The 25,115-nt window shown below is 62.0% G+C and carries 18 protein-coding genes, 2 tRNA genes and 1 riboswitch; of the genes, 5 read left to right on the top strand and 15 right to left on the bottom strand.

What is annotated here, in order from left to right; all coding sequences use genetic code 11:
- Window positions 1-268: 268 nt before the first annotated feature.
- Complete coding sequence (thiD, locus tag ACZ881_RS02490; RefSeq protein ID WP_476112327.1) at window positions 269-1,819, bottom strand: bifunctional hydroxymethylpyrimidine kinase/phosphomethylpyrimidine kinase; 1,551 nt, start codon at window positions 1,817-1,819, stop codon at window positions 269-271.
- Window positions 1,810-1,908: riboswitch (TPP riboswitch) on the bottom strand. It overlaps the preceding gene by 10 nt.
- Before the next feature lie 164 nt (window positions 1,909-2,072).
- Window positions 2,073-5,291, bottom strand: a complete 3,219-nt coding sequence (locus ACZ881_RS02485) for an Rne/Rng family ribonuclease (protein WP_476112326.1) — start codon at window positions 5,289-5,291, stop codon at window positions 2,073-2,075.
- Window positions 5,292-5,762: 471 nt separating this feature from the next.
- On the opposite strand from ACZ881_RS02485, the gene ACZ881_RS02480 reads away from it, so the two are divergent.
- A complete protein-coding gene (locus ACZ881_RS02480; protein WP_474661989.1) occupies window positions 5,763-6,431 on the top strand; it encodes a vitamin K epoxide reductase family protein in 669 nt (222 codons plus the stop codon).
- An 80-nt stretch (window positions 6,432-6,511) separates the two neighbouring features.
- Here ACZ881_RS02480 and ndk read toward each other — a convergent pair whose 3' ends face one another.
- Genes ndk through ileS form a run of 4 tightly spaced genes read right to left on the bottom strand, consistent with a single transcriptional unit; the run spans window position 6,512 to window position 12,079 of the window.
- The gene (ndk, locus tag ACZ881_RS02475) at window positions 6,512-6,931 is read right to left on the bottom strand and encodes a nucleoside-diphosphate kinase (RefSeq protein ID WP_014922034.1); all 420 of its coding nucleotides are present in this window, start codon (window positions 6,929-6,931) and stop codon (window positions 6,512-6,514) included.
- A gap of 41 nt (window positions 6,932-6,972) precedes the next feature.
- Entirely contained in the window at window positions 6,973-7,425 is a 453-nt protein-coding gene (locus ACZ881_RS02470; RefSeq protein ID WP_476112324.1) for a DUF4233 domain-containing protein, read from the bottom strand.
- A gap of 1 nt (window position 7,426) precedes the next feature.
- Complete coding sequence (locus tag ACZ881_RS02465) at window positions 7,427-8,788, bottom strand: bifunctional folylpolyglutamate synthase/dihydrofolate synthase (protein ID WP_091467963.1); 1,362 nt, start codon at window positions 8,786-8,788, stop codon at window positions 7,427-7,429.
- A gap of 3 nt (window positions 8,789-8,791) precedes the next feature.
- The gene (gene ileS / locus ACZ881_RS02460; protein WP_476112322.1) at window positions 8,792-12,079 is read right to left on the bottom strand and encodes an isoleucine--tRNA ligase; all 3,288 of its coding nucleotides are present in this window, start codon (window positions 12,077-12,079) and stop codon (window positions 8,792-8,794) included.
- A 329-nt stretch (window positions 12,080-12,408) separates the two neighbouring features.
- Between ileS and ACZ881_RS02455 the strand changes: the two genes are divergently transcribed.
- Window positions 12,409-13,461 carry an endonuclease/exonuclease/phosphatase family protein gene (locus ACZ881_RS02455; protein ID WP_476112321.1) on the top strand — a complete coding sequence of 351 codons (1,053 nt, stop codon included), beginning with the start codon at window positions 12,409-12,411 and terminating at the stop codon, window positions 13,459-13,461.
- A 5-nt stretch (window positions 13,462-13,466) separates the two neighbouring features.
- Here ACZ881_RS02455 and ACZ881_RS02450 read toward each other — a convergent pair whose 3' ends face one another.
- On the bottom strand, window positions 13,467-14,258 hold the full coding sequence (locus ACZ881_RS02450) for an SDR family oxidoreductase (RefSeq protein ID WP_178994944.1): 792 nt from the start codon (window positions 14,256-14,258) through the stop codon (window positions 13,467-13,469).
- 72 nt (window positions 14,259-14,330) lie between these two features.
- Between ACZ881_RS02450 and valS the strand changes: the two genes are divergently transcribed.
- A complete protein-coding gene (gene valS / locus ACZ881_RS02445; RefSeq protein WP_364305958.1) occupies window positions 14,331-16,952 on the top strand; it encodes a valine--tRNA ligase in 2,622 nt (873 codons plus the stop codon).
- A gap of 339 nt (window positions 16,953-17,291) precedes the next feature.
- Window positions 17,292-18,167: an Fpg/Nei family DNA glycosylase gene (locus tag ACZ881_RS02440; protein ID WP_476112318.1), complete on the top strand. Its 876-nt coding sequence runs from the start codon at window positions 17,292-17,294 to the stop codon at window positions 18,165-18,167.
- A 10-nt stretch (window positions 18,168-18,177) separates the two neighbouring features.
- Here ACZ881_RS02440 and ACZ881_RS02435 read toward each other — a convergent pair whose 3' ends face one another.
- The 6 genes from ACZ881_RS02435 to ACZ881_RS02410 all read right to left on the bottom strand — a co-directional run bounded on the left by ACZ881_RS02435 (window position 18,178) and on the right by ACZ881_RS02410 (window position 23,431).
- Complete coding sequence (locus tag ACZ881_RS02435) at window positions 18,178-18,792, bottom strand: mycothiol-dependent nitroreductase Rv2466c family protein (RefSeq protein ID WP_476112668.1); 615 nt, start codon at window positions 18,790-18,792, stop codon at window positions 18,178-18,180.
- A 109-nt stretch (window positions 18,793-18,901) separates the two neighbouring features.
- Complete coding sequence (gene clpX, locus ACZ881_RS02430) at window positions 18,902-20,191, bottom strand: ATP-dependent Clp protease ATP-binding subunit ClpX (RefSeq protein ID WP_026005788.1); 1,290 nt, start codon at window positions 20,189-20,191, stop codon at window positions 18,902-18,904.
- Window positions 20,192-20,373: 182 nt separating this feature from the next.
- Entirely contained in the window at window positions 20,374-21,033 is a 660-nt protein-coding gene (locus ACZ881_RS02425; protein WP_011775058.1) for an ATP-dependent Clp protease proteolytic subunit, read from the bottom strand.
- A 39-nt stretch (window positions 21,034-21,072) separates the two neighbouring features.
- A complete protein-coding gene (locus tag ACZ881_RS02420) occupies window positions 21,073-21,684 on the bottom strand; it encodes an ATP-dependent Clp protease proteolytic subunit (protein ID WP_014922040.1) in 612 nt (203 codons plus the stop codon).
- Between the two features lie 220 nt (window positions 21,685-21,904).
- Entirely contained in the window at window positions 21,905-23,287 is a 1,383-nt protein-coding gene (gene tig / locus ACZ881_RS02415) for a trigger factor (RefSeq protein ID WP_178994936.1), read from the bottom strand.
- Window positions 23,288-23,356: 69 nt separating this feature from the next.
- A tRNA-Pro gene (locus tag ACZ881_RS02410) sits at window positions 23,357-23,431 on the bottom strand.
- Window positions 23,432-23,559: 128 nt separating this feature from the next.
- Between ACZ881_RS02410 and ACZ881_RS02405 the strand changes: the two genes are divergently transcribed.
- Window positions 23,560-23,633: transfer RNA gene (locus tag ACZ881_RS02405), tRNA-Gly, on the top strand.
- Window positions 23,634-23,692: 59 nt separating this feature from the next.
- Here ACZ881_RS02405 and ACZ881_RS02400 read toward each other — a convergent pair.
- Together ACZ881_RS02400 and ACZ881_RS02395 are read right to left on the bottom strand one after the other, a co-directional pair.
- A complete protein-coding gene (locus tag ACZ881_RS02400) occupies window positions 23,693-24,580 on the bottom strand; it encodes an Fpg/Nei family DNA glycosylase (RefSeq protein WP_476112315.1) in 888 nt (295 codons plus the stop codon).
- On the bottom strand, window positions 24,580-25,098 hold the full coding sequence (locus ACZ881_RS02395; RefSeq protein WP_091467988.1) for a ribose-5-phosphate isomerase: 519 nt from the start codon (window positions 25,096-25,098) through the stop codon (window positions 24,580-24,582). Before ACZ881_RS02395 ends, ACZ881_RS02400 begins: the two co-directional genes overlap by 1 nt.
- Between the last annotated feature and the right edge of the window lie 17 nt (window positions 25,099-25,115).

The raw sequence follows: 25,115 nt of genomic DNA, 5'->3' as shown, positions 1-25,115 counted from the left end.
GAAGTCCGCGAGTCATCCCATGAACAATTCCAAGGGGCATAACCCAAGTGTTGGCGTAAGCACCGAAGATCAAGATTACGCTAGTTTGACCTTCAGCTGCAAATGAGGCCGGGTCCGGAGGCTACCTCGTGACTTGCATCACCAGTTGTAACGGACTCTCCCGGCACCGTGCCCATACAGCCTACAGGGTTTGAGCGAGATTAACGCGATCCGGCCAGCGACGCGCGGACGTGTCGCCGCAATTGGCCTCAAGTGCGTGCCCGGAAAGCTACTGAGCGCGCGTGAACGAAGCCTGGGCAAACAGCCTGGGAGCATCGAAAAACGCCGTCTCGTAGCGGCAGGACTGAGTGAAAGCATCCATCATCGCAGTCCGCTCCGTGCCAGAAGCCGCGACGGCCGCGGCAGCAGTGAAGTTGATCGCTTTCCGTGTTGCCGCCGCGAAATCCTCGTCGGCATAAGTCTTCAACCAGTCCGCGTATGCGTGGTCCGCAGGCGCGCCGGCGTCTACGTATGCCGTATGAAGCTGCTGACCCACCTCCGCGTACAACCAATAACAGGGCAGGATCGCCGCCAGCACCACGGCGTAGCTGCCGGCGGCGGATGTTGCCAGTAAATGGTCCACGTAGGACTTGGTAACCGGTCCGGTTGCCGTGGAGGCTTCCCGCGTGCTCAGCCAGTTCCTGTGCAACTCCGATTCAACCTCCAGGCACTGCTGTGATGCCTTTGCCCAGAACAGTTGTTCTTCCTCCGTGGGCGCCAAGGCGCCCGCACGTGCGAGGACCCTCGAATACCCATTGAGATAGAGAGCGTCCTGGGCAAGGTAGTAATTGAAGTCACGTTCCGGCAGCTCGCCGGATTGAAGTCCTTGAATAAACGGGAGCCCGTAAATCGCTTCGAGTTCGGGGACGGCTTCGTTCCACATCGCCGCAGCGAAAGCGCCCGGCGTGGATGCCTGCTGGAAGTGGTGGAAGTGGTTCACGGGCCCGTTGCCTTGACCCACGTGCAGGGTGTCAGAGGCCTGCAATGCCCCTAGCAACCACGGCTTGACTTCCCGCAATGAAACTTCCCAGTCACCGGTTCGTGCCTGGACTGTGGCCAAGGCGGAAGACAGAGAGCACCCGGTACCGTGGCTGTTCCGCGTTGCAACCCGGGGACCTGCCACTTCGATCACGTCCCGGGACAGCAGCCCGCTCGTGTTCACCAGCGCATCGGGGCACTCCGGCGCTGGCAGGTGGCCGCCCTTGACCAGGACCGTGTTTCCGTACTCCGCTGCCAGCCGTTTGCCCTGGTCCAGCGCCGAAGCCCAGTCAGTTGCCTCGGGCTCCCCCAGCAACATGGCCAGTTCAGGAAGGTTCGGCGTAATGAGGTGGGCCAAAGGCAGCAGCGAACGCAATGCCTTCTCAGCAGACTCCCGCAGCAGCCGGTCACCGCTGGTGGCCACCATCACCGGATCAAGGACCACGACGGCGGGACTCACCTCTTCGAGCCAGCCCCGGACCTCGTTGATGACGGCTGCGTCGCCGAGCATTCCGATCTTGACGGCGTCAATGGTGATGTCGGCACTAATGGCTTCCAGTTGCTGACGCAGGAAGTGCGCGGGAGGGACGTGGACGGCACTGACTTCCCTGGTGTTTTGCGCGGTGAGGGCCGTGATGGCAGCCATGCCATACCCGCCGAAAGCGGCGATGCTCTTCAGGTCCGCCTGTATTCCGGCGCCACCTGAAGGGTCCGAGCCGGCAATGCTCAGAATGCGCGGGGTTGGACGGCCCGAAGCCGGAGCGTCGAGGGGGTACACCGATGAATATGATGATGCAGTCATGAGGACATCCCTTCGCCGGTGCTAACCGGACAGGTTCAACGGGTTTGGATCTCAGCCTGGCCCAACGCCCGGCACCCCGTGTCAGTCCCCAAGCGTAGCCGGGAAGCAACGCGCCGCGGGAACCGGGCCACACCGACGCCCGGATGTGACTCTGAACGCAGCCTGTGCGTGGCTTGCAGAGCGGACGCAAAAGGACCCCGCGCTACCCGCCGTTTGGCATAGCGCAGGGCCCTCTTCAACTTATTCGCCGCGATTAGAGCTCGGAAGCAGGAACTCCAACGCCGAGGATGATGGGCTCATCCTTTGGTAGCTTCTTGGCCGGTTCCACAGGCGCCTTGGCCTCATGGGCCGAACCCCGGGTGGCCGACGCTGTCGCCTCATGGTGTTCAACGCTGGTTTCATTGGCCGCGCCCTGGGCCCTGCTGGCACTCCGGTTACGGCGACCACGACGACCACGCGAGGCTGAAACAGCCTCGGGATCTTCCTCAGCAGTCCGTGCCGGAGAAGCAGCCTTCGGGGCTGAAACCGGAGCGGCTTCCTGCTCGGGTGCCGGAGCCGCACCGAGGTGCGAAAACGCTTCGGCCAGCAGATCCAGGCTCATCGCAGGCTTGGCTGCCTGCGGTTCCTCGTGGTGCTCAACGAACGGCAAGGCAACTTCTTCCCCGCCGAAGCGCAGTACGGGAGTAGATCTTGCTTCCTGGACTGCTGCTTCCCTGCTTGCAGCATCGCGGGCTGAAGCCCCTGCTTCGCCGCTGCCTGCTTCACTACTGGCGGCGGTGCCGGCTGTAGGGCTTCCGTCCGGCTCGTGCCGGCCTGCCGCCCGCGCTTCCTCCTCTGCACGGTGAACTTCGTCGTCGTGCAGGTGTGCGGCGTGCGCTGCAGCGGCAATCGTCGCCAGGGCGGCCCTGGTTGCCTCGGCTTTGGCTATCCGGGCAGGATCCTGCGGTTCAGCCGTGGTGGATGCTGCGACCGGGGCGGACGTGGTGGTGTGGACCTGCGCGGGAGCTTCGGCAACAGCCGGTCCCCCGCCCTTGCCGCGGCGGCGTTTGCGTTCGGTCCGCGCAGCAGGCTGCTGCGCTTCCGTGTGCGGGCGGTGATGTTCAGCAGCCACTACGTTGGCGCGTCGGTGCTCAACGGGCTCGTCGTGCGTGACGACACCTCGGCCAGCGCAGTGCTCGCACTGCTCACCGAAGACCTCAAGGAGGCCGGTACCCATGCGCTTGCGCGTCATCTGGACCAGGCCCAGCGACGTTACTTCGGCCACCTGGTGCTTGGTGCGGTCCCGTCCGAGGCACTCCACCATGCGGCGGAGGACGAGGTCGCGGTTGGATTCAAGGACCATGTCAATGAAGTCAATGACGATAATGCCGCCGATATCGCGCAGACGAAGCTGGCGAACAACTTCCTCGGCCGCTTCCAGGTTGTTCTTGGTGACTGTTTCTTCAAGGTTTCCGCCACTGCCGGTGAACTTGCCGGTGTTGACGTCCACTACAGTCATGGCCTCGGTGCGGTCGATGACCAACGAACCGCCGGAAGGCAGGAAGACCTTCCGCTCCAGGGCCTTGTGGATCTGCTCGTCGATGCGCCACGCGGCGAAGATGTCCTGGTCCTTGGTCCACTTTTCGAGGCGGCCCACCAGATCAGGGGCAACGTATGTCACGTAAGCCTCGATGGTGTCCCAGGCGTCGTCGCCGGAGACGATCAGTTTGGAGAAGTCCTCGTTGAAGACGTCACGGACCACCTTGATGGTGAGGTCAGGTTCGCCGTAGAGCAGTTCCGGAGCCAGGACCTTGGTGGACGAGGCCTGTCCTTCGATGCCTTCCCACTGCGCACGCAGACGGTTGATGTCGTGGGTGAGCTCTTCCTCCGAAGCGCCCTCGGCTGCTGTGCGAACAATGACACCGGCGTTCTCCGGCAGGCGGTCCTTCAGGATGCGCTTGAGGCGGTTGCGCTCGACGTCGGGCAGCTTGCGTGAGATGCCGGTCATGGAACCACCGGGTACGTACACCAGGTAGCGGCCCGGCAAGGAGATCTGGCTGGTAAGGCGGGCACCCTTGTGTCCCACGGGGTCCTTGGTGACCTGGACCAGGACGGAGTCGCCGGACTTCAGGGCGTTCTCGATCCGGCGCGGCTGGCCTTCAAGGTTGACTGCGTCCCAGTTGACTTCACCGGCGTACAGGACGGCGTTACGGCCCCGTCCGATGTCCACGAACGCAGCTTCCATGGACGGCAGCACGTTCTGGACCTTGCCCAAGTACACGTTGCCGATCAGGGAGTCCTGCTGGGTCTTGGACACGAAGTGCTCAGCAAGCACACCGTCTTCCAGGACACCAATCTGTATTCTGTCGTCGCGCTGGCGGACGATCATCTGGCGGTCCACCGACTCGCGGCGAGCAAGGAACTCAGCCTCGGTGATGACCTGGCGGCGGCGTCCGGTTTCACGGGACTCGCGTCGGCGCTGCTTCTTGGCCTCCAGCCTGGTGGATCCCTTGACGCCGGTAACGCGGTTGGAGGGTGCTGTCTCCGTGATGGGGCGCGGCGCGCGGACACGGGTGACTGTGTTGGGCGGATCATCATCCGAGCCGCCGGTCAGTTCAAGATCCTGGTCTCCACGGCGGCGACGACGCCTGCGCCGAGACGTGACACCTTCTTCGAGGGCTTCTACTACCGGCGCTTCCTCGTCCTCGGACTCGGTGCCATCCTCGGTCTCGTTCTCGTCCCGCTCGGTTCCACGGCGGCCACGGCGGCCGCGGCTCCTGCGACGCCGGCGACTACCTGCGTCTTCCAGCTCGCCTTCAGTGGTAGTTTCGGTTTCTTCTTCGGGCTCCTCAGCCTTCTCTTCCACCGCGGCGACGCGGGGAACTGTGGTGAGGTCCGGGGCCTGGAAGATCATGGAGGTGATGGAAACCGGCTCCATGAACAGGGAGGTGGACGTTGCAGGGGCAGCTTCTTCGGCAGCTTCGTCCGCGGCGGCTTCCGCTTCCGGGTTTTGGGCAGCAACATCGGTGGCTACCTCAGGGACCGGTACTTCCGGCTGGGAGCCATTTTCCGGCGTCGTGGTTTCCTGCGCGGCTTCCGCGGCAACCGGCGCCTCTACGGCTTCAGTTTTGGGCTTGGTAGCACGACGACGGCGGACCGGCTTTTCGGGGGCCGGCTCAGCGGCCGCTTCGGGCTTGGCTTCGGCAGCTGCCGGGGCGGCAGCGGCGTCTTCGCCCACAGCAGTGGCTTCGTCGCCCAAACCGGGCAGGGTTTCGGCGGGCTCTGCCTTCTTGCGGGAACGCGTGCGACGCACTGGTGCTGCGGCGGCCTCAGGGGCGGCTTCCGAGGCGGGGGCCTCGGCCGCAGGTGCCTCTACGTCAGCGGCGACTTTGGGCGCTGCCTTGCGCCGGGTCCTGGTGGCTTTCTTGGGCGCTTCCGCAGTTTCCGCGGGAGCTGCCTCGTCATTAACGGCTACAACCTGGTCATTATCCATATGTGGCAACACTCCTGCCCCAGCGACGCCGCCACATCCGGCGCCCAGTGGAGCAAATATTGTCAAAACCCGCAGGCGTTGACAGAAGTCGGCAGTATGCCTTCCGGTTCGCACCAGCATTGGGGTGCGGCAGCCCTGGAAGGCCGGCGGCTTTATTCTGAAACCCGTTGTTCTGCTGCCACAACCAGGTGCCGTCCATTGTCATGGCGGGCCTACCGAGGATCACGCGATCCGGGCATGCCCAGCTCATACTGGCGGTCTTGGGAACAAAGTCACCGGACCGGAATTCGAATGTGGATCGACTCCCGGCCATGTTCATTCTCTCACACCCCTGCACATTCCCAGGGTAGGTCGCTGTGTCGTGGAGCTCCGTGCACAAGCTGGGGCCGGCGCCCAGCCTTCGGAGTTACAATCCTCCCAAGAGCCCTTCCCGGCTTGCCGGGCCATTTGTCGAAAAGGATCACATCCGCGATGCCAAGCACCGCCAGGGAAAACCTGGCCAACAAAGCCACAAGCCATGTGGAGGACATATCCACCCAGCAGGATTCCCTCCCGAATACGGTCCGTGACAAGCCTTTCGCGTGGCTGCTGTTGATCACCGGCGTCGTTGGCTGGCTGGCTTCCGGAATCCTGGTGCTGGAGAAACTTGAGGTCCTCAAGGATCCCAACCACGTAACAGTGTGCGATGTAAATCCGTTTGTCTCCTGCGGTGAAGTGATGCAGACACCGCAAAGCTCGGTATTCGGCTTTCCCAACATGTTCATCGGCATCGTTGCTTTCGCTGTCATCATCACTACAGCCATGGGCATTCTCGCGGGAGCCAGGTATTCACGGGGCTACTGGCTGGGCCTGCAAACCGGTGTGACCCTTGGTTTCGCGTTCGTTGTGTGGCTATGGTCGCAGGCACTCTACGTTATTCACGTGCTGTGCCCGTTCTGCATGGTGGTGTGGGCCGCCATGATCCCCCTGTTTGTCTGGGTAACCATCCGCAACGTCACCAGCGGGGTCATCAAGGCGCCGCCGGCACTGGTCAAGCTTTTGTCCGGATCGGGATGGATTATCGTTGCCCTGCTGTACATCGCCGTGATCGCCACGATCTTCTTCTCGTTCATCCACCTCTTTGTGGCGTCCACAGCGTAGAACCACCACTCGCGAGATAACAGTTAAGGCCAATGTTCACGAAGAACATTGGCCTTAACTGTTATCTCGGCGGGGGGTGTTTAGCCCTCGAACCAGATCTTGATCTCACGCTCTGCGGAGTCGACTGAATCTGAGCCGTGAACGAGGTTCTGCTGGACTGCCAGGCCCCAGTCGCGGCCGAAGTCGCCGCGGATGGTGCCCGGTGCCGCCGTCGTCGGATCCGTTGTTCCGGCCAGCGAGCGGAAGCCTTCGATCACGCGGTGGCCTTCGAAGACTGCAGCGATAACCGGTCCGCTGAGCATGAACTCAACCAGCGGCTCGTAGAACGGCTTGCCAACGTGTTCCTCGTAGTGCTGCTCCAGCAGCTCGCGGGTCGCGTTGACCTTCTTCAACTCCGCCAGGGTGTAGCCCTTGGCTTCGATCCGGGCGAGGATGCTTCCGCCCAGGTTGCGGGCGACGCCGTCGGGCTTGACTAGGACAAGTGTCCGTTCAATGCTCACAGTTGCTCCAATGTGGTTGTTCGGTGGTTTTCCCAGCCAGTTTACGGGGTTTGCGGTCCAGCCTGGTCACCGTGGGCTGCATCCCATTCCGCCTGCTCGCGGTCGCGCTGGGCCACCTCGCGGTCAATCCGCATACCGGCCCTGATCCCGTACCACCAGCAGATGGCGAACAGGATCCCCACAATGAACATGGTGGGCTCGGCGAAGCCCGTCAGGATCAGCACAAGCTGCAGTGCCCAGCCAATCCCGATGCCCCATGGCTTGGACAGTACGGCGCACGCCAACACCAGCACCACCGTCAGTGCGATGCCAACCCCAAGAATGATGCCGGGGTCAACTTCTCCACGCCTCAGGCCGAAGACTGCCAACGTGCCGAAGAACGCGACGAAGGCTTCAAGCAGGAGCACGGTAGACGCGAACATCACCTTCGTGGATCGGCGCTTCCTGGGCATGCCGGGCCGCCATTCACGCTGCGCCTTGGTCATTTTCGCCATGCTAGGCACTCGCCTTTCCGAGCAGGATCCGCGCCTCGGCCACCACAGTGATGGAACCCGTTACCAGGACACCGCCTGCCAGGTCATCGTTGGATTCGGCGCGCTCCACAGCCCATTCCAGGGCGTCGTCCAACTTCTCCGCGATGTGGACGTTGTCCTCGCCGAAGCCGAGGTCGACGGCGAGTTCGGCCAGTTCCGCCGCCGGAACGGCACGCGCCGAGTTGGATTGGGTGAAACAGAATTCCTCGGCCAGGCCACCCAGTGATTCCTTGAGGGTCTTAAGGATCTCCTCGGCGTCTTTCTCCCGCAGGACGCCCACCACAACCACCAGCTTGCTGAAGCTGAAGGCCTCCTGGATGGCTTCCGACGAGACGCGGATGCCGTCCGGGTTGTGTGCAGCATCCACCACGACGGTGGGCGCAGTGCGCACAACTTCGAGCCGGCCGGGCGAAGTCACGTTGCCAAAGGCTTCTTTGAGCACCTCGGCATCGAGCTCTTTCTCTCCCCCACCGAAGAACGCTTCCAAAGCCGCGACGGCTACGGCGGCGTTTTCGGCTTGGTGGGCACCATGCAGTGGCAACAGAAGGTCCTCATAGCGGCCGGCGAGGCCCTGAATGGTCAGAACCTGGCCGCCGACAGCGACGCTGCGGGACTCGACACCGAATTCGACGCCCTCAAAACGGAACGGCACGTCAACTTCACGGGCTTTCTCCAACAGGACCTGCGCAGCGTCAACGGGTTGAGCTGCACTGACCAGGAAGCCGCCCGGTTTGATGATGCCGGATTTCTCGTAAGCGATGTCCTCGGTGGTGTCACCCAGAAGATCCGTGTGGTCCAGCGAAATCGGTGTGATGACTGAGACTTGGCCATCGCCAACGTTGGTGGCATCGGTGATGCCTCCCAAGCCGACTTCCATGACGGCAACATCAACAGGCTGATCGGCGAACACCGCGAAGCCAAGAATAGTCAGGCACTCGAAGTAGGTCAGTCGCGGTTGGTCTTCGGCGACGAGCTCGCTGTCCACGATCTCCAGGTAGGGGCGGATTTCGTCCCAGATACGCACGAACGTCGCATCCGGTACAGGCTCTCCGTCAATGCTGATGCGCTCAGTCACTTTGGACAGGTGCGGGCTGGTGTAACGGCCCGTGCTCAGGCCGTGGGCACGCAGTCCGGCCTCGATCATGCGTGCCGTGGACGTTTTGCCGTTGGTGCCGGTGATGTGGATGATCGGGAAGGCCTTGTTCGGCTCCCCCAGCACATCCATCGCCCGGAACAACGGAGCCAGGCGAGGTTCCATCTTGTTTTCCGGGGCACGGCCCAGAAGTTCGGCGTAGACACTTTCAACCGAGAATTCGTCAGTCATGGATCAGGCCCCTGCCTTTGCAACGGTGACCTGCGGTTCGTCGACACTGGCCAACAGAACCTCCAGTTCCAACGTTAGAGTTTCGGTCTTGACGAGTTCCGAGTTGGCTTCCAAGGCGTCAACCACATCCTGTGCGGCCTCCACGGAAGTGCGGATGCGGTCGCTCACGTTCAGTCCGGCGTCCTTGCGAGCCTGCTGGATGGCGCGGACCATGTCGCGGGCCAGTCCCTCGGCTGCAAGTTCAGGAGTGACCTCAGTGTTGAGGACAACGAAACCGCCGCCCGGCAGGACAGCTACTGCCGAGCTGCCGCCGTCGGCCGTTTCTGCCACGACAGTTTCAAGCGTGTATTCCTGGGGCTCGAGCTCCAAGCCACCGGCCACCACCACGCCGGCGTCATTGACAGACCAATCGCCGGACTTGGATCCCTTGATGGCCTGCTGCACGTTCTTGCCAAGGCGCGGACCCGCGGCCCGGGCGTTGACCACGAGCTTCTGCTCAATGCCGAACTCCTCAGGCGAGGCAGTTGCAGCGTCCAGGAGCCGGACGGAACGCAGGTTCAGTTCATCGGCGACGACGGCGGCAAAGCCTTCCAGCGCATCTGCACCAGGTGCCACCACGGTCAACTCCTGCAACGGCAAGCGGACGCGCAGGTTTGCTGCTTTCCGGAGGCTTGAGCCGGTGGAGCAGATTTGCTGGACGCGGTCCATTGCTTCAACCAAGTGCGGGTTGGACGGGAACAGCGAAGCGTCAGGCCAGTCGGCGAGGTGAACAGAGCGGCCACCGGTCAGCCCACGCCAGATCTCTTCCGTCACCAGCGGCAGCAAGGACGCCGATACACGGCACACCGCTTCGAGCGCGGTGTAAAGCGCGTCAAAGGCGTCAACGCTTTCATCGAAGAAGCGCTGGCGGCTGCGGCGCACGTACCAGTTGGTGAGCATGTCCAGGTAGCTGCGCAGCTCATCGCAGGCACCGGAGATGTCATAGCTGTCCAGGCTTGCGGTGACATTGCGGACCAGGTCCCCGGTGTTGGCCAGGAGGTACTGGTCGAGGGTGTCGGCGTAGCCGTCGTAGCGCAGCTTCGCCTCGTAGCCCGAGCCGCCATTGGCAGCGTTGGTGTACAGCGTGAAGAAGCTGTAAACGTTCCACAGCGGCAGGATGACCTGGCGTACGCCGTCGCGGATGCCCTGCTCGGTGACCACAAGGTTGCCGCCGCGCAGGATGGGGCTGGACATGAGGAACCAGCGCATGGCGTCGGAACCGTCGCGATCCAGGACCTCGGACACGTCAGGGTAATTGCGCAGGCTCTTGGACATCTTCTGGCCGTCAGAGCCCAGCACGATGCCGTGACTGATCACATTTCGGAACGCAGGACGGTCAAACAGTGCGGTGGACAGGATGTGCAGCATGTAGAACCAGCCGCGGGTCTGTCCGATGTACTCGACGATGAAGTCCGCCGGGTTGTGGGTGTCGAACCACTCCTCGTTCTGGAACGGGTAGTGCACCTGGCCGTACGGCATGGAACCGGAGTCGAACCAGACGTCCAGGACGTCTTCGACGCGGCGCATGGTGGACTTACCCGTGGGATCGTCCGGGTTGGGACGCGTCAGTTCATCGATGAACGGCCGGTGCAGGTCTACCTGACCCTCATTGTTCATCGGAAGACGGCCGAAGTCGGCTTCGAGATCGGCCAGGGAACCGTAGACGTCGGTGCGCGGGTATTCGGGGTCATCAGACTGCCATACGGGGATGGGCGAACCCCAATACCGGTTGCGGCTGATGGACCAGTCGCGGGCGTTATCCAGCCATTTGCCGAACTGGCCGTCCTTGACGTTGCCCGGGATCCAGTTGATCTCCTGGTTCAGCTCGGACATACGGTCCTTGAACTTGGTGACTTCCACGTACCAGGACGACACGGCACGGTAGATCAGCGGGTTCCGGCAGCGCCAGCAGTGCGGGTAGCTGTGCTCGTAGCTGGCTTGGCGGACCAAGCGGCCATCGGCACGGAGCACCTGGGTGATGGGCTTGTTGGCGTCGAAGACCTGGAGGCCGACGATCGGGGCCAGCTCGCCGTGCGCGAACAGCGGCAGGAACTTGGCGCCTTCGTCGACGGACAGGACCACGGGGATGCCGGCGTCTTCACAGACCTTCTGGTCATCCTCACCGTAGGCCGGAGCCTGGTGGACGATGCCCGTACCGTCGGTGGTGGTGACGTAGTCGGCTACGAGGAAACGCCAGGCGTTCTGGGTGCCGTACTTCTCAGCATCGGCAAAGTCGTTCCAGAGCGGTTCGTACTCAAGACCGGCCAACTCGGTGCCTGTGTGAGTGGACACGACAGCGGCAGCCGCGGCAGCAGCGTCGTCGTACCCCAGATCCTTGGCGTACGCCCCCACAAGGTCAGCTGCCAGCAGGAAACTGCCCGTGACGGGCGCTTCAGCTGAAGCGGCCTTGACGCCGTTGGGTCCGGCAGGCAGGACTGCGTAAGAGATGTCCGGCCCGACGGCGAGCGCCAGGTTGGTGGGCAACGTCCAGGGCGTGGTGGTCCAGGCGAGTGCCTGAACACCGGCGAGTGCCTTGGAGAGCTCGGACTCCCCTGCCTTGACGGGGAACGTTACAGTGACCGTTTGGTCCTGGCGGTTCTTGTAGACGTCGTCGTCCATGCGGAGTTCGTGGTTGGACAGCGGTGTCTCGTCCTTCCAGCAGTATGGGAGGACGCGGTAGCCGTTGTAGGTGAGGCCCTTCTCGTGCAGCTGTTTGAAGGCCCAGAGCACCGACTCCATGTACTCGACGTTGAGCGTCTTGTAGTCGTTCTCGAAGTCCACCCAGCGTGCCTGGCGGGTGACGTAGGCCTTCCACTCATTGGCGTACTTCATGACCGAGGCGCGGCAGGCGTCGTTGAATTTGTCGATGCCCATGGCTTCGATCTGGGTCTTGTCCGTCATGCCCAATTGCTTCATGGCTTCGAGCTCTGCCGGGAGGCCGTGGGTGTCCCAGCCGAAGCGGCGCTCCACGCGCTTGCCACGTTGGGTCTGGTAGCGGCCCACAAGGTCCTTGGCGTAGCCGGTCAGGAGGTGGCCATAGTGCGGGAGTCCGTTGGCGAAGGGAGGGCCATCGTAGAAGACGAACTCGTTGCTGCCGTCCTTGCCTGCATCACGTTGGTCGATGCTGGCTTGGAAGGTGCCGTCTTCGTCCCAGTATTTGAGGATGCGCTCTTCGATTTCCGGGAACTTCACGGAAGCGGACACGCCGTGCGTGCCGGACGAAGACGCTGAGGCCTTGGGGTAGTGGGTCATCTCATATCCTGTGATAGCTGGTTGACTGTCAGGATGCGAGGACGGCTTCTGTGCTGCCTGTCGGCTGCGCAGGTACCGCGGTACCACCTCACTTACCGGAACGCGAAGTTCCGGCCTCTCATTACTGCTGTGACGGGCTTACCCGTCCGGTTCTACTGGGCGCTTGCCGCCTTTGCAGGTGGTCAGTGCTGTTCTTCCGGAAGCTCACCGGTGATGGCCGGGTCAAAGCTGCTCTTCCAAGTCTAGCGGCAGCGGAGGGCCCCGCTCTACTTGTGAGTTCATCCTGTGGATGGAGTCCGGTTCGCTGGGCGATGCATAGACTCAAGCCCATGACACACCCCGGGACTGCCGTGATGGAAACCCGTCCTGCGCCGCGCCACGCTTCTTTGGCGTGGTCGGTGATGGCGTTGCTTGCTGCGCTTCCCGTGGCGGGGGTATCGATGTTCCGCGCGGTCCCCGCGGAGTGGCCCTTGATCGTGGTGCAGCTGTTGTCCTTCACCCCGTGGATGGTTCTGCCGGCGGCGCTTGCCCTGGTGCTTGCCTTGGTAGGGCGGCGGCGTTGGGTCATCATCATGACGACGGCCCTGTTGGCGGCCCAGTTGTTCTGGCTGTTCCCGTTGGACGCCGGAAAGCCAAATTCTTTGCCTGCCGGTACTGCAACAATCCCTTTGAGAGTGATGAGCCTCAACTCCGAATACGGAGAGGCGGACGCCGCCACCATCGTGAATTTGGTCCGGGAAAACGGGATTCAGCTGCTGACCATCCAGGAACATAAGCAGGGACTCGAGGATCGCCTAACCTCCGCGGGCATGGAGGATGTACTGCCGAACCGGGTCAGTGAACCCAATGCCGACGCATCCGGCGGCGCCGTGTATTCGGTGTTCCCGCTTGAGCCCGACGGCCTCCTGCCTGACACGCCCTTCCGGATTGACGTCACGCGGGTACTCGTCTCACACCCGGAGTCCGGTGCCAAGGCCTCCTTGAACCTCAGCAACGTGCACGCCTTCCCACCGGTGGATGAGCGGATTGACCAATGGCGGAGCGACCTCGGCAAGATCGCCCGCCAAGCATCAGAATCCGGGAATCACCTGCTGATGGGTGACTACAACGCCACGTACGATCACTCCGAATTCCGGGCTTTGCTGGACACCGGACTCGACGGCACCTCGGCAGGCGGCACGAAGCTTGTGGATGTGGGCACGGCCTCTGCCGGCGGACGGTTCTCCCCCACGTGGCCCATGGAAGGGCCACTGCTTCCGGGCATCGTGATCGATCACATGGTCACCTCGCCCGGCATCGGCAGCAGCGACTACGCGGTCCTCCGGGTTCCCGGTTCGGACCACGCGGCTATCATGGCCAGGCTGATCATTCCAGCTGGTTGAGCGTCTCAGCCTTCTTTGCGGACAAGCTTGTGGTTCGCCGCTTGGGCCACCGGGCGGATGACGATCTGGTCGAGGTTGATGTGGTGCGGCAAAGAGACTGAGTACGCCACGACGCCTGCCACGTCCTCGGCGGTCAGTGGCTTCTCCACACCGGCGTAGACCTTGGCGGCTGCGTCTTTGTCACCGAGGCGGTTCAGGGCGAACTCCTCCGTCTGCACCAAGCCCGGGGCAACCTCGATGACCCGGATGTTGTTGCCCACCTCTTCCAGGCGCAGGGCATTGGTCATTGCGTGCTGGGCAAATTTGGCTGCGTTGTAGCCCGCGCCGCCTTCATAGGCGGACAGCCCTGCCGTGGACGTGAGGTTGAGGACGGTTCCCTCGCCGTTGTCCCGCAGCATGGGCAGGAAGGCCCGGGTGATTTTCATGGTGCCCAGGACGTTCACCTGGTACATCCAATCCCAGTCTTCAGTGTCAGCGTTCGCGATGGTGTCCGCGCCGCGTGCCCCACCGGCGATGTTGATGAGCGTGTCGGCACCCCCGGCTTTGGTGACGGCCGCGAGCAAGGCCGAGACGTCGTCGTCGTCCGTGATGTCAGCCGGGAACGGCACGGCGCCGGTTTCGGCTCCCAAGGCGTCCAGCCTGTCCGCCCGGCGGGCCACCGCGAAGACCTTCCATCCGGTGGTAGCCAGCGCCTTCACCGTGGCCTCGCCGATGCCGGTACTCGCACCGGTTACGACTGCCGTCTTGTTGTTGTCTACATTCTGTCCGGAAGGCGTGTTGTGCGCAGCCAAAGTCATGGCACCACCTTATCGGGGGTGCAGGCTGCACGGAGGGCGGGCGGTAACGCCAGGCCATGAAACAATTGACCCATGGCTGAATCAACGCAGGGTACAGACACGCCCGCCACCGCCCCCATCAACGTTCCCGACAAGCCGGCCCTTGAAGGCCTCGAGGCTGCCTTGACGCAGCGCTGGCTGAAGGAAGGAACCTACAAGTTCAACCCGGACACCACCCGGGAGCAGGTCTACTCGATCGACACTCCCCCGCCCACGGCATCCGGCTCGCTCCACGTGGGCCACATGTTCTCCTTCACCCAGACTGACGTCCAGGCCCGCTACATGCGCATGACCGGCAAGAATGTCTTCTACCCCATGGGATGGGACGACAACGGCCTGCCCACGGAGCGCCGCGTCCAGAACTACTACGGTGTGCGTTGCGATCCCGCCATCCCCTACAAGGCCGACTACACGCCCCCGGCGCAGCCTGCCAAGAACCAGCGCGATTTCGACGTCGTTTCGCGCCAGAACTTCATCGAACTGTGTGAAGAACTCGCCGTTGAGGACGAGAAGGTCTTCGAGAACCTGTTCCAGACCCTTGGTTTGTCGGTGGACTGGGACCTCACCTACCGCACCATTGACGACACTTCGCGTGCGGTGTCCCAGCGTGCCTTCCTCGCGAACCTCTCGGCCGGTGACGCGTACATGGCCGAAGCACCCACACTCTGGGATGTCACGTTCCGCACCGCTGTTGCCCAAGCCGAGCTTGAGGACCGCGAAGTTGCCGGCGCCTACTACCGCTACCCCTTCTTCACGGAAGACGGCGAAAAGATCTTCATCGAAACCACGCGCCCGGAACTTCTTGCTGCTTGCGCGGCCCTGGTGGCGAACCCCGACGACGAACGGTACCAGCCGCTCTTCGGCAAGACTGTAAAGTCGCCCCTGTTCGACGTGGAGCTCGAGGTTAAGGCACACCCGCTCGCCAAAGCTGACAAGGGTTCCGGCATCGCCATGGTGTGTACCTTTGGTGACCTGACCGACGTCACCTGGTGGCGCGAACTGCAGTTGCCCACCCGCGCCATCATGGGCCGCGACGGCCGCATCATTGCCGAGACCCCTGAATGGATCACCACCGACGCCGGCAAGGAAGCCTACGCTGCGATCGCCGGCAAGACCGCGTTCTCCGCCAAGGAAGCCGTGGTTGAACTGCTCAAGGCAGCGGAGCTGCTGGACGGCGAACCAAAGAAGATCACCCACCCGGTGAACTTCTTCGAGAAGGGCGACAAGCCCCTCGAGGTTGTTACCTCCCGTCAGTGGTACATCCGCAACGGTGGGCGCGATGAGGAACGCCGCGAACGCCTGATCGGCCGTGGGCAGGAAATCACCTTCCACCCAGCGTTCATGCGTTCCCGTTATGAGAACTGGATCGCGGGCCTGAACGGTGACTGGCTCGTATCCCGCCAGCGCTTCTTCGGCGTGCCCATCCCTGTCTGGTACCCGCTGGATGCCCAGGGCAACCCGGACTACGACAACCCCATCCTGCCTTCGGACGAGATGCTCCCCGTGGACCCGGCCGCAGACGCTGCTCCCGGCTTCGAGGAATCCCAGCGCGACCAGGCCAACGGCTTCACAGGTGACGCCGATGTGCTGGACACCTGGGCAACGTCATCGCTGACCCCGCAAATCGTGGGTGGGTGGAGCCGTGACGAGGAATTGTTCTCCAAGGTCTACCCCTTCGACCTCCGTCCTCAGGGACACGACATCATCCGAACCTGGCTGTTCTCCTCTGCCGTTCGCGCAGATGCCCTGCAGAAGAACGCCCCGTGGAAGCACGCGGCCATCTCCGGCTGGATCCTGGACCCGGACCGCAAGAAGATGTCCAAGTCCAAGGGCAACGTTGTTGTGCCTACGGACGTGCTGAACGAGTACGGTTCGGACGCCGTCCGCTATTGGGCAGCCTCGGCCAAGCTCGGTGCTGACACGGCCTACGAGATCGCCCAGATGAAGATCGGCCGCCGCCTGGCCATCAAATTGCTGAACGCTTCGAAGTTCGTGCTGAACCTCGGCGCCACCGAGAACTCAGTGGTGACATCTGACCTGTCGGTGCTTTCCAACCCCTTGGACCGTGCGCTGTTGGCGCAGCTGTCCGACGTCGTTGCCCAGTCCACCAAGGCGTTCGAGAACTACGACTACGCCCGCGCGCTCCAGATCACTGAGTCGTTCTTCTGGCAATTCACGGACGACTACGTGGAGCTCATCAAGGACCGTGCCTACGGTGCCGCCGGCGAAACAGAGCAGGCATCCGTCCTGGCAGCCCTGGCAACAACCCTGGACTCGCTCCTGCGCCTGTTTGCACCGTTCCTTCCCTTCGCAACCGAAGAGGTCTGGGGCTGGTGGCGCACAGGATCAGTTCACCGTGCCCAGTGGCCTGCAGCCTTGGAAATCACCGATGGCGACACCACGATGCTTGGCACCGTGGGTATAGCACTCAGCGGTATCCGCAAGGCCAAGTCTGAGGCGAAGGTGAAGCAGCGCACCGAGGTGTTGTCGGCATCCATTACGGCTTCGGAAGTACTCGTCGCCCAGCTGAAGGCCGGCCTTGGCGACCTGAAGGCAGCCGCAAACGCTCAGGAGATCACTCTCCAGTCCGGTGAAGGCGAACTGACGGTCAGCGATGTTGTCCTGGCGCCCGCCGAGGAACAGCCTGCGTCCTAGTAAATAGTCAGCCGCCCGTTTTAGGGCAAAGGGGAAGCCCCATCAGCGTTTTGCCGTTGGTGGGGCTTCGACTTTTCGGCTGTCTGGTGATGTCTTGACAGTCTGGCGGAATCCTTGGAATTTCAGGTCTTCCTACCTCATCACTGGTAGGTTACTTCCAACTTTGCCAAAGGCTGCGTTGGTTGCAATCACTGAATCTTTGGTTTCCGTGTCCCTCTTCTTTCGAAGTGGGTAAGAACCATTGTTGTCCCGCTGAGGACGATGCACAAGGGGTTCGAAAGAACTACAACCCTGTAGTTTTCCTGCCGGAAGATGGCTATCTGTGGCAGAGTATTGACCATGCCGGAACTCCCCGAAGTGCACGGCCTGTGCATGTACTTGGACACCCAACTCCATGGAGCCGTGCTGACTGAGGTCCGCATCAACTCCATCTCTGCGCTCAAGACGGCAGATCCTCCCTACACGGCTCTGGAGGGACGGGCCATTCGTGGCGCAAAGCGCATCGGGAAGTTCGTGTGCATTGACGCTGACGGACTGTTCTTCGTGTTCCACTTAGCGAAAGCCGGCTGGGTCAGGTACACCGAGCACCCGTCCTCGGCCGGGCTGCGCCTGGGCAAAAGCAACATCTCAGCACGACTCTTACTCCACCGCCCCGCCGACGATGCCCACATTGGGGTAGACCTGACCGAAGCCGGAACGAAAAAGAGCCTCGCCATCTACGTGGTGAAAGATCCACAGGACGTCCCGGGAATAGCAACCCTTGGACCAGAACCCCTCAGTCCCGATTTTGATCTCGAAGCGCTGGCCGCAATCGTCGGCTCAAGTTCCCAACAAATCAAAGGTCTGCTCCGCAGCCAGAGCGTGATCGCTGGAATCGGCAATGCCTACAGCGACGAGATTCTCCACGCCGCGAAAATTTCACCTTTTGCCACCGCTAAGTCCTTGGACCAGGCAACGGTGGCCCGGCTCTATGAGGCCATGCAGGAAGTTCTGGTGGGCGCCGTCAACGCAGCTGCGGGCAAGCCTTCCAGCGAACTCAAGGACACTAAGCGCAGCAATTTCCGGGTGCATGCCAGGACGGGCCAGCCTTGCCCTGTGTGTGGAGATACCGTCCGTGAGGTGTCCTTCGCGGACACCTCACTTCAGTATTGCCCTACATGCCAGACCAACGGGAGGATCCTCGCCGACCGCAGGACCTCACGGTTTCTGAAGTAGGGCTGCGCCGCTAGTTGAACTCAGGGCTTTCAGTTCGGCTGCGCTTAAGCTCGAAGAAGTGGGGGTAGCCAGCCAAAGCCACCGTGGCGTCCCAGAGCTTTCCTGCTTCTTCGCCCCGGGGAATCCGTGTAAGGACAGGACCGAAGAACGCCGTGCCATTGACGGCTACCACGGGAGTTCCGACGTCTTGCCCCACAAGGGAGATACCGGCTTCGTGGCTGGCGCGCAGCTGGGCATCGTATTCATCTGATCCGGCAAAGCGTGCCAGGTCAGCGGGCAGTCCGGTGTCGGCGAGGGCCTTCTGGATCACCGAAGCCCGGTCCTTGTTACCCTCGTGGTGGATCTGCTCCCCCATGGCGTCATACAAAGGCTTGACGTACCTGCTGCCGTGGAGCTCCTGGGCTGCGATGATCACTCGAACAGGCCCCCAGCTATCGTCCATCATGGCCCGGTAGTTATCGGGAAGGTCACGGCCCTCGTTGAGCACCGAGAGGCTCATGACGTGCCATTCGGTCTCGATGCCCCGTACCTGCTCCACCTCGCCGATCCAGCGCGACGTGATCCACGCGAAGGGGCATACGGGGTCGAACCAGAAATCGGCCTTGTTGACGTTCTCTTCGGACATAAGCTGTTCGGTCGAAGTCTGCTCGGGCACAGGGTACTCCTCTGAAAGGTGTGAAAGTGGCATGACCAAGGTCCCAGCGGAACCATGTCTTGTTTAGGCCAACAGGAGGCTAAGCCGACTTATTCCGGCGCTTGGCCACGACGTCGTGGGCGATCATGGTGGGCTGGGCCTTCTTGGCCACCACGTCCGCCGTGATCACCACAGTTGCGATGTCATCCCTGCTGGGGAGATCGAACATCACGGGCAGCAGCACATCTTCCATGATGGCCCGCAGGCCACGTGCACCAGTGCCACGTTCAAGGGCCTGGTCCGCTATGGCGTCCAAGGCGTCGTCGTCGAACTGCAGCTCTACGCCGTCCAACTGGAACATCTTCTGGTACTGCTTCACCAAAGCGTTCTTTGGGGTAGAGAGGATCTGGATCAGCGCCGGCCGATCGAGGCTGGACACCGTGGTGATGACAGGGAGCCGCCCGATGAATTCCGGGATGAGGCCGAACTTGAGCAAATCCTCCGGCATGACTTCGCCGTAAGTATCCACGTTGTCCCGGGCCTCGTTGAGCGGCGCACCAAATCCGATGCCCTTTCGTCCGGAGCGCGAACCGATGATGTCCTCCAGCCCGGCGAACGCGCCGGCCACAATGAAGAGAACATTGGTGGTGTCGATCTGGATGAATTCCTGGTGCGGGTGCTTCCGGCCGCCTTGGGGTGGAACGGAGGCGACTGTGCCCTCCAGGATTTTCAAGAGTGCTTGCTGTACACCTTCGCCCGAGACATCACGGGTGATCGACGGGTTCTCACTCTTGCGGGAGATTTTGTCGATCTCGTCGATGTAGATGATGCCTTGCTCGGCCTTCTTGACGTCGTAGTCAGCAGCCTGGATGAGCTTGAGCAGGATGTTCTCGACGTCCTCGCCAACATAGCCGGCTTCCGTCAACGCAGTGGCGTCAGCTACGGCAAACGGCACATTAAGGCGACGAGCCAGTGTCTGCGCCAAGTAAGTCTTGCCGCAACCCGTAGGCCCGATCAGCAGGATATTGGACTTGGCGATCTCAACATCCTCATGGTGCGAACCCTCGCCGAGGCTGCCGGCCTTGGGCGCGTGACCGGCCTGAATGCGCTTGTAGTGGTTATAGACCGCTACCGCCAGGGAACGCTTGGCGGGTTCCTGGCCGATGACGTATTCCTGCAGGAAGTCGAAGATCTCACGAGGCTTGGGCAGCTCGAAACTACCGAGATCGGAGACTTCAGCGAGTTCCTCTTCGATGATCTCGTTGCAAAGCTCGATGCACTCATCGCAGATGTAGACACCGGGCCCGGCAATCAGCTTCCGTACCTGCTTCTGGCTCTTTCCGCAGAAAGAACACTTCAGCAGATCCGTGCTCTCGCCAATCCGAGCCATGTGGGAATCCCTTCGTTGCATACGGGTGATGCGGCTCCGCGCCGTACCCAGGTGTGCGGCCACGCCGCGGTTGGCACCACCGTGACAACATCCACTCTAGGTCACAATGGGCTGCTTGGGTGGAAACAGAACGCCGGTGCGGTCCATATTTCGTGAACCGCACCGGCGTCGAAATCCGTGCTCTACCGGGCGATTGCCTGGGGCTTGATCTTACGGGAGTCCAGAACCTGGTCGATGAGACCGTAGCTCAGGGCGTCCGCCGCAGTGAGGATCTTGTCTCGCTCGATGTCGTTGTTTACCTGCTCGGACGTACGGCCTGAGTGGTGCGCCAGCGTGTCCTCGAGCCAGGTGCGCATACGCATGACTTCGGCCGCCTGAATCTCGAGGTCCGAGGCCTGTCCGCCTTGACCGCCGGAAAGAGCCGGCTGGTGAATCAGGACGCGGGCGTTCGGCAGGGCCAGGCGCTTCCCGGGTGTACCAGCAGCCAGCAGGACCGCAGCGGCGCTGGCTGCCTGTCCAAGGCACACCGTCTGGATCTCCGGACGAATGTACTGCATGGTGTCGTAGATGGCCGTCATGGCAGTGAACGAGCCACCCGGCGAATTGATGTACAGGGTGATGTCACGATCCGGGTCAGTCGACTCAAGGACCAGCAACTGGGCCATGATGTCGTCAGCGGACGCGTCGTCGACCTGGACACCAAGGAAGATGATGCGGTCCTCGAACAGCTTGGTGTACGGGTCCTGGCGCTTGAAGCCGTAAGGCGTGCGCTCCTCGAACTGGGGCAGGACGTAACGGCTGGACGGGAGATTACCGGCAGACCATCCGAAGTTGTAGTTCATGTTCTTTACTCCTGGGGTTTCAGTGGTTCTTTGTGCCGGTTAGTTTTCGGAGTTCGACTGGTTGGCCGTTCCGCCGCCACCGGCGACAGAACCGGCGTGCGCCGAGATCTTGTCGAAGAAGCCGTACTCCAGGGCCTCAGTAGCCGTAAACCACTTGTCGCGGTCGTTGTCCTTGAGGATGGTCTCCACGGACTGCCCGGTCTGCTCTGCCGTGAGTTCTGCCATGACCTTCTTCATGTGCAGGATCAGTTCTGCCTGAATCTTGATGTCCGACGCCGTGCCGCCGATGCCGCCCGAGGGCTGGTGCATCAGGATGCGTGCGTTGGGCGTTGCGTAACGCTTGCCCTTGGTGCCGGAGGAAAGAAGGAACTGACCCATTGACGCTGCCAGGCCGGTTGCCACGGTGACGACGTCGTTCGGGATGAACTGCATGGTGTCGTAGATGGCCATGCCGGCCGTCACGGATCCACCCGGTGAGTTGATGTACAGGTAGATGTCCTTCTCCGGGTCTTCGGCCGAGAGGAGGAGGAGCTGCGAGCAGATGGCGTTGGCGTTCTCGTCACGGACTTCAGAGCCGAGCCAGATGATGCGCTCTTTCAGCAGGCGGTTGTAGATGTAGTTGTCCTGGGCTGCGGGATCGACAGTTGCCATCCGGGGAGCCTCTGATTGCTGTGACATAAGTACTTACCTCTCGCTGGTGCCAGTGACCTCACTGAACTTCACTACTTGGACACTAACCGTTTTCGCGGGTGATTTGTTCGCCGAAATCGCACTGTTCGCTGACGGCGCACGTCTGCGTTCAGCACCAATGTTCAGCCTTAAAGCAAACCGGCCCCGGATCAAGAGATCCGGGGCCGGTTGAAGTCGTTGACTAGAACTTCACTGCTGCGGGGTCGTCGCTTGCGACAACGTCGGCTTCTTCGTTTGCCTCAACCGCTGCAGCCTCTTCGGCTGCTGCTTCGCCGGCGGGGCGGACGAAGTCAGTGAGGTCAACCTTGTTGCCCTCGGAGTCGACTACCTCAGCCTGACCCAGCACAACGGCAAGGGCCTTGCGGCGGCGAACCTCGGAAACCATCATGGGAACCTGGCCGCTCTGATCAATGATCTGGGCGAACTGGTTGGGATCCATGCCGTACTGGCTTGCGGTGGTAACGATGTAGTCGATCAGCTCGTTCTGGCTGACGTCTACCTCTTCCTTGTCCGCAATGGCGTCAAGGATGATCTCGTTCTGGAAGGCACGCTCGGTGTTGGCCTTGACCTCGGCGCGGTGCTCCTCGGTGTCGTGTTCACCTTCGCCGTGTGCGTTCTCCGGGTTGAAGTGAGCTTCGATCTGCTCCTCAACAACGGAATCCGGAACGGGAACCTCAACGAGCTCAACGAGCTTGTCCAAGACCTTGTCGCGTGCTTCAACGCCCTGCTCGACTACCTTGGAGTCCGCAGCCTGCTTGGCGAGGTCCTCACGGAGCTCAGCAAGGGTGTCGAACTCCGAGGCGAGCTGAGCGAAGTCGTCGTTTGCTTCGGGGAGCTCGCGCTCCTTGACAGCCTTGACAACAACCTTCACCTGCGCGGACTCGCCGGCGTGGTCGCCGCCAACCAGCGTGGTCTCGAAGATTGCTTCTTCGTCGGCGGAGAGGCCTGTCACGGCTTCGTCGAGGCCTTCGAGCATGGTGCCGGCACCAACCTGGTAAGAAAGGCCGGAAGCGGAATCGATGTCTTCGCCGTCAATCGTGGCGGTGATGTCGATGGTCAGGAAGTCGTCGTTCTTGGCCGGACGCTCAACGGACTTCAGCGTGCCGAAGCGGCCACGCAGTTCGTCCAGCGCCTTGTCAACGTCAGCTTCGGAAGACTCAGCAGCCGCAACCTCAACCTTGATGCCGGCGTAGTCCGGCAGCTCGATCTCGGGGCGGACGTCGATCTCCACCTGGAACTTGAGTTCACCATCGGTTGCGGACGGGTCCGGAACCTCGGTGATTTCAACTTCGGGACGGCTCAGGGGGCGAACACCCGTTTCCTGAACTGCAGCCTGGTACCAGCCGTTGAGGCCATCGTTGATGGCAGTCTCCAGAACATAGCCACGGCCAACGCGCTGGTCGATCAGCTTGGAGGGAACTTTGCCCTTGCGGAATCCGGGAACCTGGATCTGCGAAGCAACGGTCTTGTACGCGGCATCGATGCTCGGCTTCAGTTCCTCAAAGGGAACCTCAACGTTGAGCTTGACCCGCGTTGCGGTGAGGTTCTCGACAGCGCTCTTCACAGTCTAAGTACTCCTGATTTTGTGGGTATGGGTTTCTGTCGTGCCCCTGAAGCGGACACAAACACAGAGTCGGGGTGACAGGATTTGAACCTGCGACTTCCTGCTCCCAAAGCAGGCGCTCTAGCCAAGCTGAGCTACACCCCGAACGCACAGGACAGTCTACGGGCAAGCGAGCCCAGAATGCACATTTGACACTGCCGCCGGAATTAGGTTTAGTAGTACCCGGCTTCAACAGCCACCAGGAAGATGTCCTGAACAAGGATATCCGTCCTGGGGACGTAGCTTAATGGTAAAGCCTCAGTCTTCCAAACTGATTACGCGGGTTCGATTCCCGTCGTCCCCTCCACGCAAAAGGGCCCCGATCAACGGATCGGGGCCCTTTTTCTCTTATTCAAAGATGAACTCCTACACCTGGCAGCCGGGACACCAATACAGCTTGCGCGCACCGATTTCCGTCATCCCCACGAGCGTCCCGCACGCCCGGCAGGGCATGCCGTCCCGCTTATAGACGAAGTGGGCATCGGCGTCAGGCGCTACAGCACCACCGCCGGTCCACAGCGTCGGGGGCGTCGTAACAATACGTCCGTCACGGACGCCGTCGGACATGGTGTCCACGGTGTCGTCCCAGAGACGGCCAGCGGTTTCCGCATCAATGCTGCTCCCCGGTGTCCACGGATCGACCGCTTGCCGGAACAAAACCTCGGCCCTGTAGATGTTGCCGACGCCGGCCAGGACGGACTGATCCATCAAAAGCAGGGCCACCGCAGTCTTGCGGCGGCGAAGGCGGCGGATGAACTCCTCACGGTCACCCCGGCGATTGTGCAGCGGATCCGGGCCCAGCCGCGCCAACACGGCGGCTGCCTCGGCCGCAGTGATGGCGGCACAGGTGGTGGCACCACGGAGATCCGCCCAGCCGTGCCCGGACACCAGCCGGACACGCACCGCGCCCACGGGAGGAGGCGGGCCGGCGTAATCGCCGTCGTCGGAAGACGGACCTGCCTCCCGTTCGCCGATACGACGCGGAGCCCCGATGCTGGAGGCGCCCGTGAAGGACCTATCTCCGCCAAAGCTCCAGGCCCCATAGAGGCCCAGGTGGACGTGCAGGAACAGCTCGTGGTCAAACCTGAGAAAGAGCTGCTTGCCATGGGCAGTGGCTTCAACCATGGTGTGCCCGGTGAGTAGCTCCGCGCCGGCGGCAAACCTCCCTTGCGGGCTGGAGACATCCAAACGCCGGCCGCCAAAAACATCCTGGAACTGGCGGGCCAGCCTATGGACCGAATGCCCCTCAGGCACTACTCGACGATCTCGCCGGTGGTTTCGTACACCGCAATTTTTCCGATCCGGCGAACGTGGCGTTCGTCGTTGCTGAAGGGTTCCTGCAGGAAGGCTTCGATGAGTTCCGTGGCCTCTTCAACGGTGTGCTGGCGTCCGCCAACGGCCACAACGTTGGCATCGTTGTGTTCGCGGGCCAACTTCGCGGTGGAGAGGTTCCAGGCCAAGGCCGCGCGGACGCCGTTGACCTTGTTGGCAGCAATTTGTTCCCCATTGCCCGAGCCGCCCAGCACGATGCCGAGAGCGTGCACACCGGCTTTCTGGTCTGCCACCACGGCAAGGCCGGCATTGATGCAGAAGGAGGGGTAGTCATCCAGGGCGTCATACTCCTTGGGCCCGTGATCCACCACTTCGTAGCCTTTGGCCGTGAGGTGGCTGACCAGGTGGGCACTAAGTTCCATGCCGGCGTGGTCCGTGGCGATGTGGACGCGGGGTGTAGTCACAGGAAGTCCATTCTTTCTGGCGCGCGGGTACGGCATATGGCCGGGCGCGGCGT

It is taken from the genome of Paenarthrobacter sp. TE3676, assembly GCF_056279165.1.
The sequence above is the reverse complement of the archived record's forward strand: the minus strand, read 5'-3'. Positions and strand labels throughout refer to the sequence as shown.

Excerpts from the sequence above, each read along its gene's own strand:
- thiD (WP_476112327.1), bottom strand. The coding sequence starts at position 1,819 with ATGACTGCATCATCATATTCATCGGTGTACCCCCTCGACGCTCCGGCT.
- ACZ881_RS02485 (WP_476112326.1), bottom strand. The coding sequence starts at position 5,291 with ATGGATAATGACCAGGTTGTAGCCGTTAATGACGAGGCAGCTCCCGCG.
- ACZ881_RS02480 (WP_474661989.1), top strand. The coding sequence starts at position 5,763 with ATGCCAAGCACCGCCAGGGAAAACCTGGCCAACAAAGCCACAAGCCAT.
- ACZ881_RS02470 (WP_476112324.1), bottom strand. The coding sequence starts at position 7,425 with ATGGCGAAAATGACCAAGGCGCAGCGTGAATGGCGGCCCGGCATGCCC.
- ACZ881_RS02465 (WP_091467963.1), bottom strand. The coding sequence starts at position 8,788 with ATGACTGACGAATTCTCGGTTGAAAGTGTCTACGCCGAACTTCTGGGC.
- ileS (WP_476112322.1), bottom strand. The coding sequence starts at position 12,079 with ATGACCCACTACCCCAAGGCCTCAGCGTCTTCGTCCGGCACGCACGGC.
- ACZ881_RS02455 (WP_476112321.1), top strand. The coding sequence starts at position 12,409 with ATGACACACCCCGGGACTGCCGTGATGGAAACCCGTCCTGCGCCGCGC.
- ACZ881_RS02450 (WP_178994944.1), bottom strand. The coding sequence starts at position 14,258 with ATGACTTTGGCTGCGCACAACACGCCTTCCGGACAGAATGTAGACAAC.
- valS (WP_364305958.1), top strand. The coding sequence starts at position 14,331 with ATGGCTGAATCAACGCAGGGTACAGACACGCCCGCCACCGCCCCCATC.
- ACZ881_RS02440 (WP_476112318.1), top strand. The coding sequence starts at position 17,292 with ATGCCGGAACTCCCCGAAGTGCACGGCCTGTGCATGTACTTGGACACC.
- ACZ881_RS02435 (WP_476112668.1), bottom strand. The coding sequence starts at position 18,792 with ATGTCCGAAGAGAACGTCAACAAGGCCGATTTCTGGTTCGACCCCGTA.
- clpX (WP_026005788.1), bottom strand. The coding sequence starts at position 20,191 with ATGGCTCGGATTGGCGAGAGCACGGATCTGCTGAAGTGTTCTTTCTGC.
- ACZ881_RS02425 (WP_011775058.1), bottom strand. The coding sequence starts at position 21,033 with ATGAACTACAACTTCGGATGGTCTGCCGGTAATCTCCCGTCCAGCCGT.
- ACZ881_RS02420 (WP_014922040.1), bottom strand. The coding sequence starts at position 21,684 with ATGGCAACTGTCGATCCCGCAGCCCAGGACAACTACATCTACAACCGC.
- ACZ881_RS02395 (WP_091467988.1), bottom strand. The coding sequence starts at position 25,098 with ATGCCGTACCCGCGCGCCAGAAAGAATGGACTTCCTGTGACTACACCC.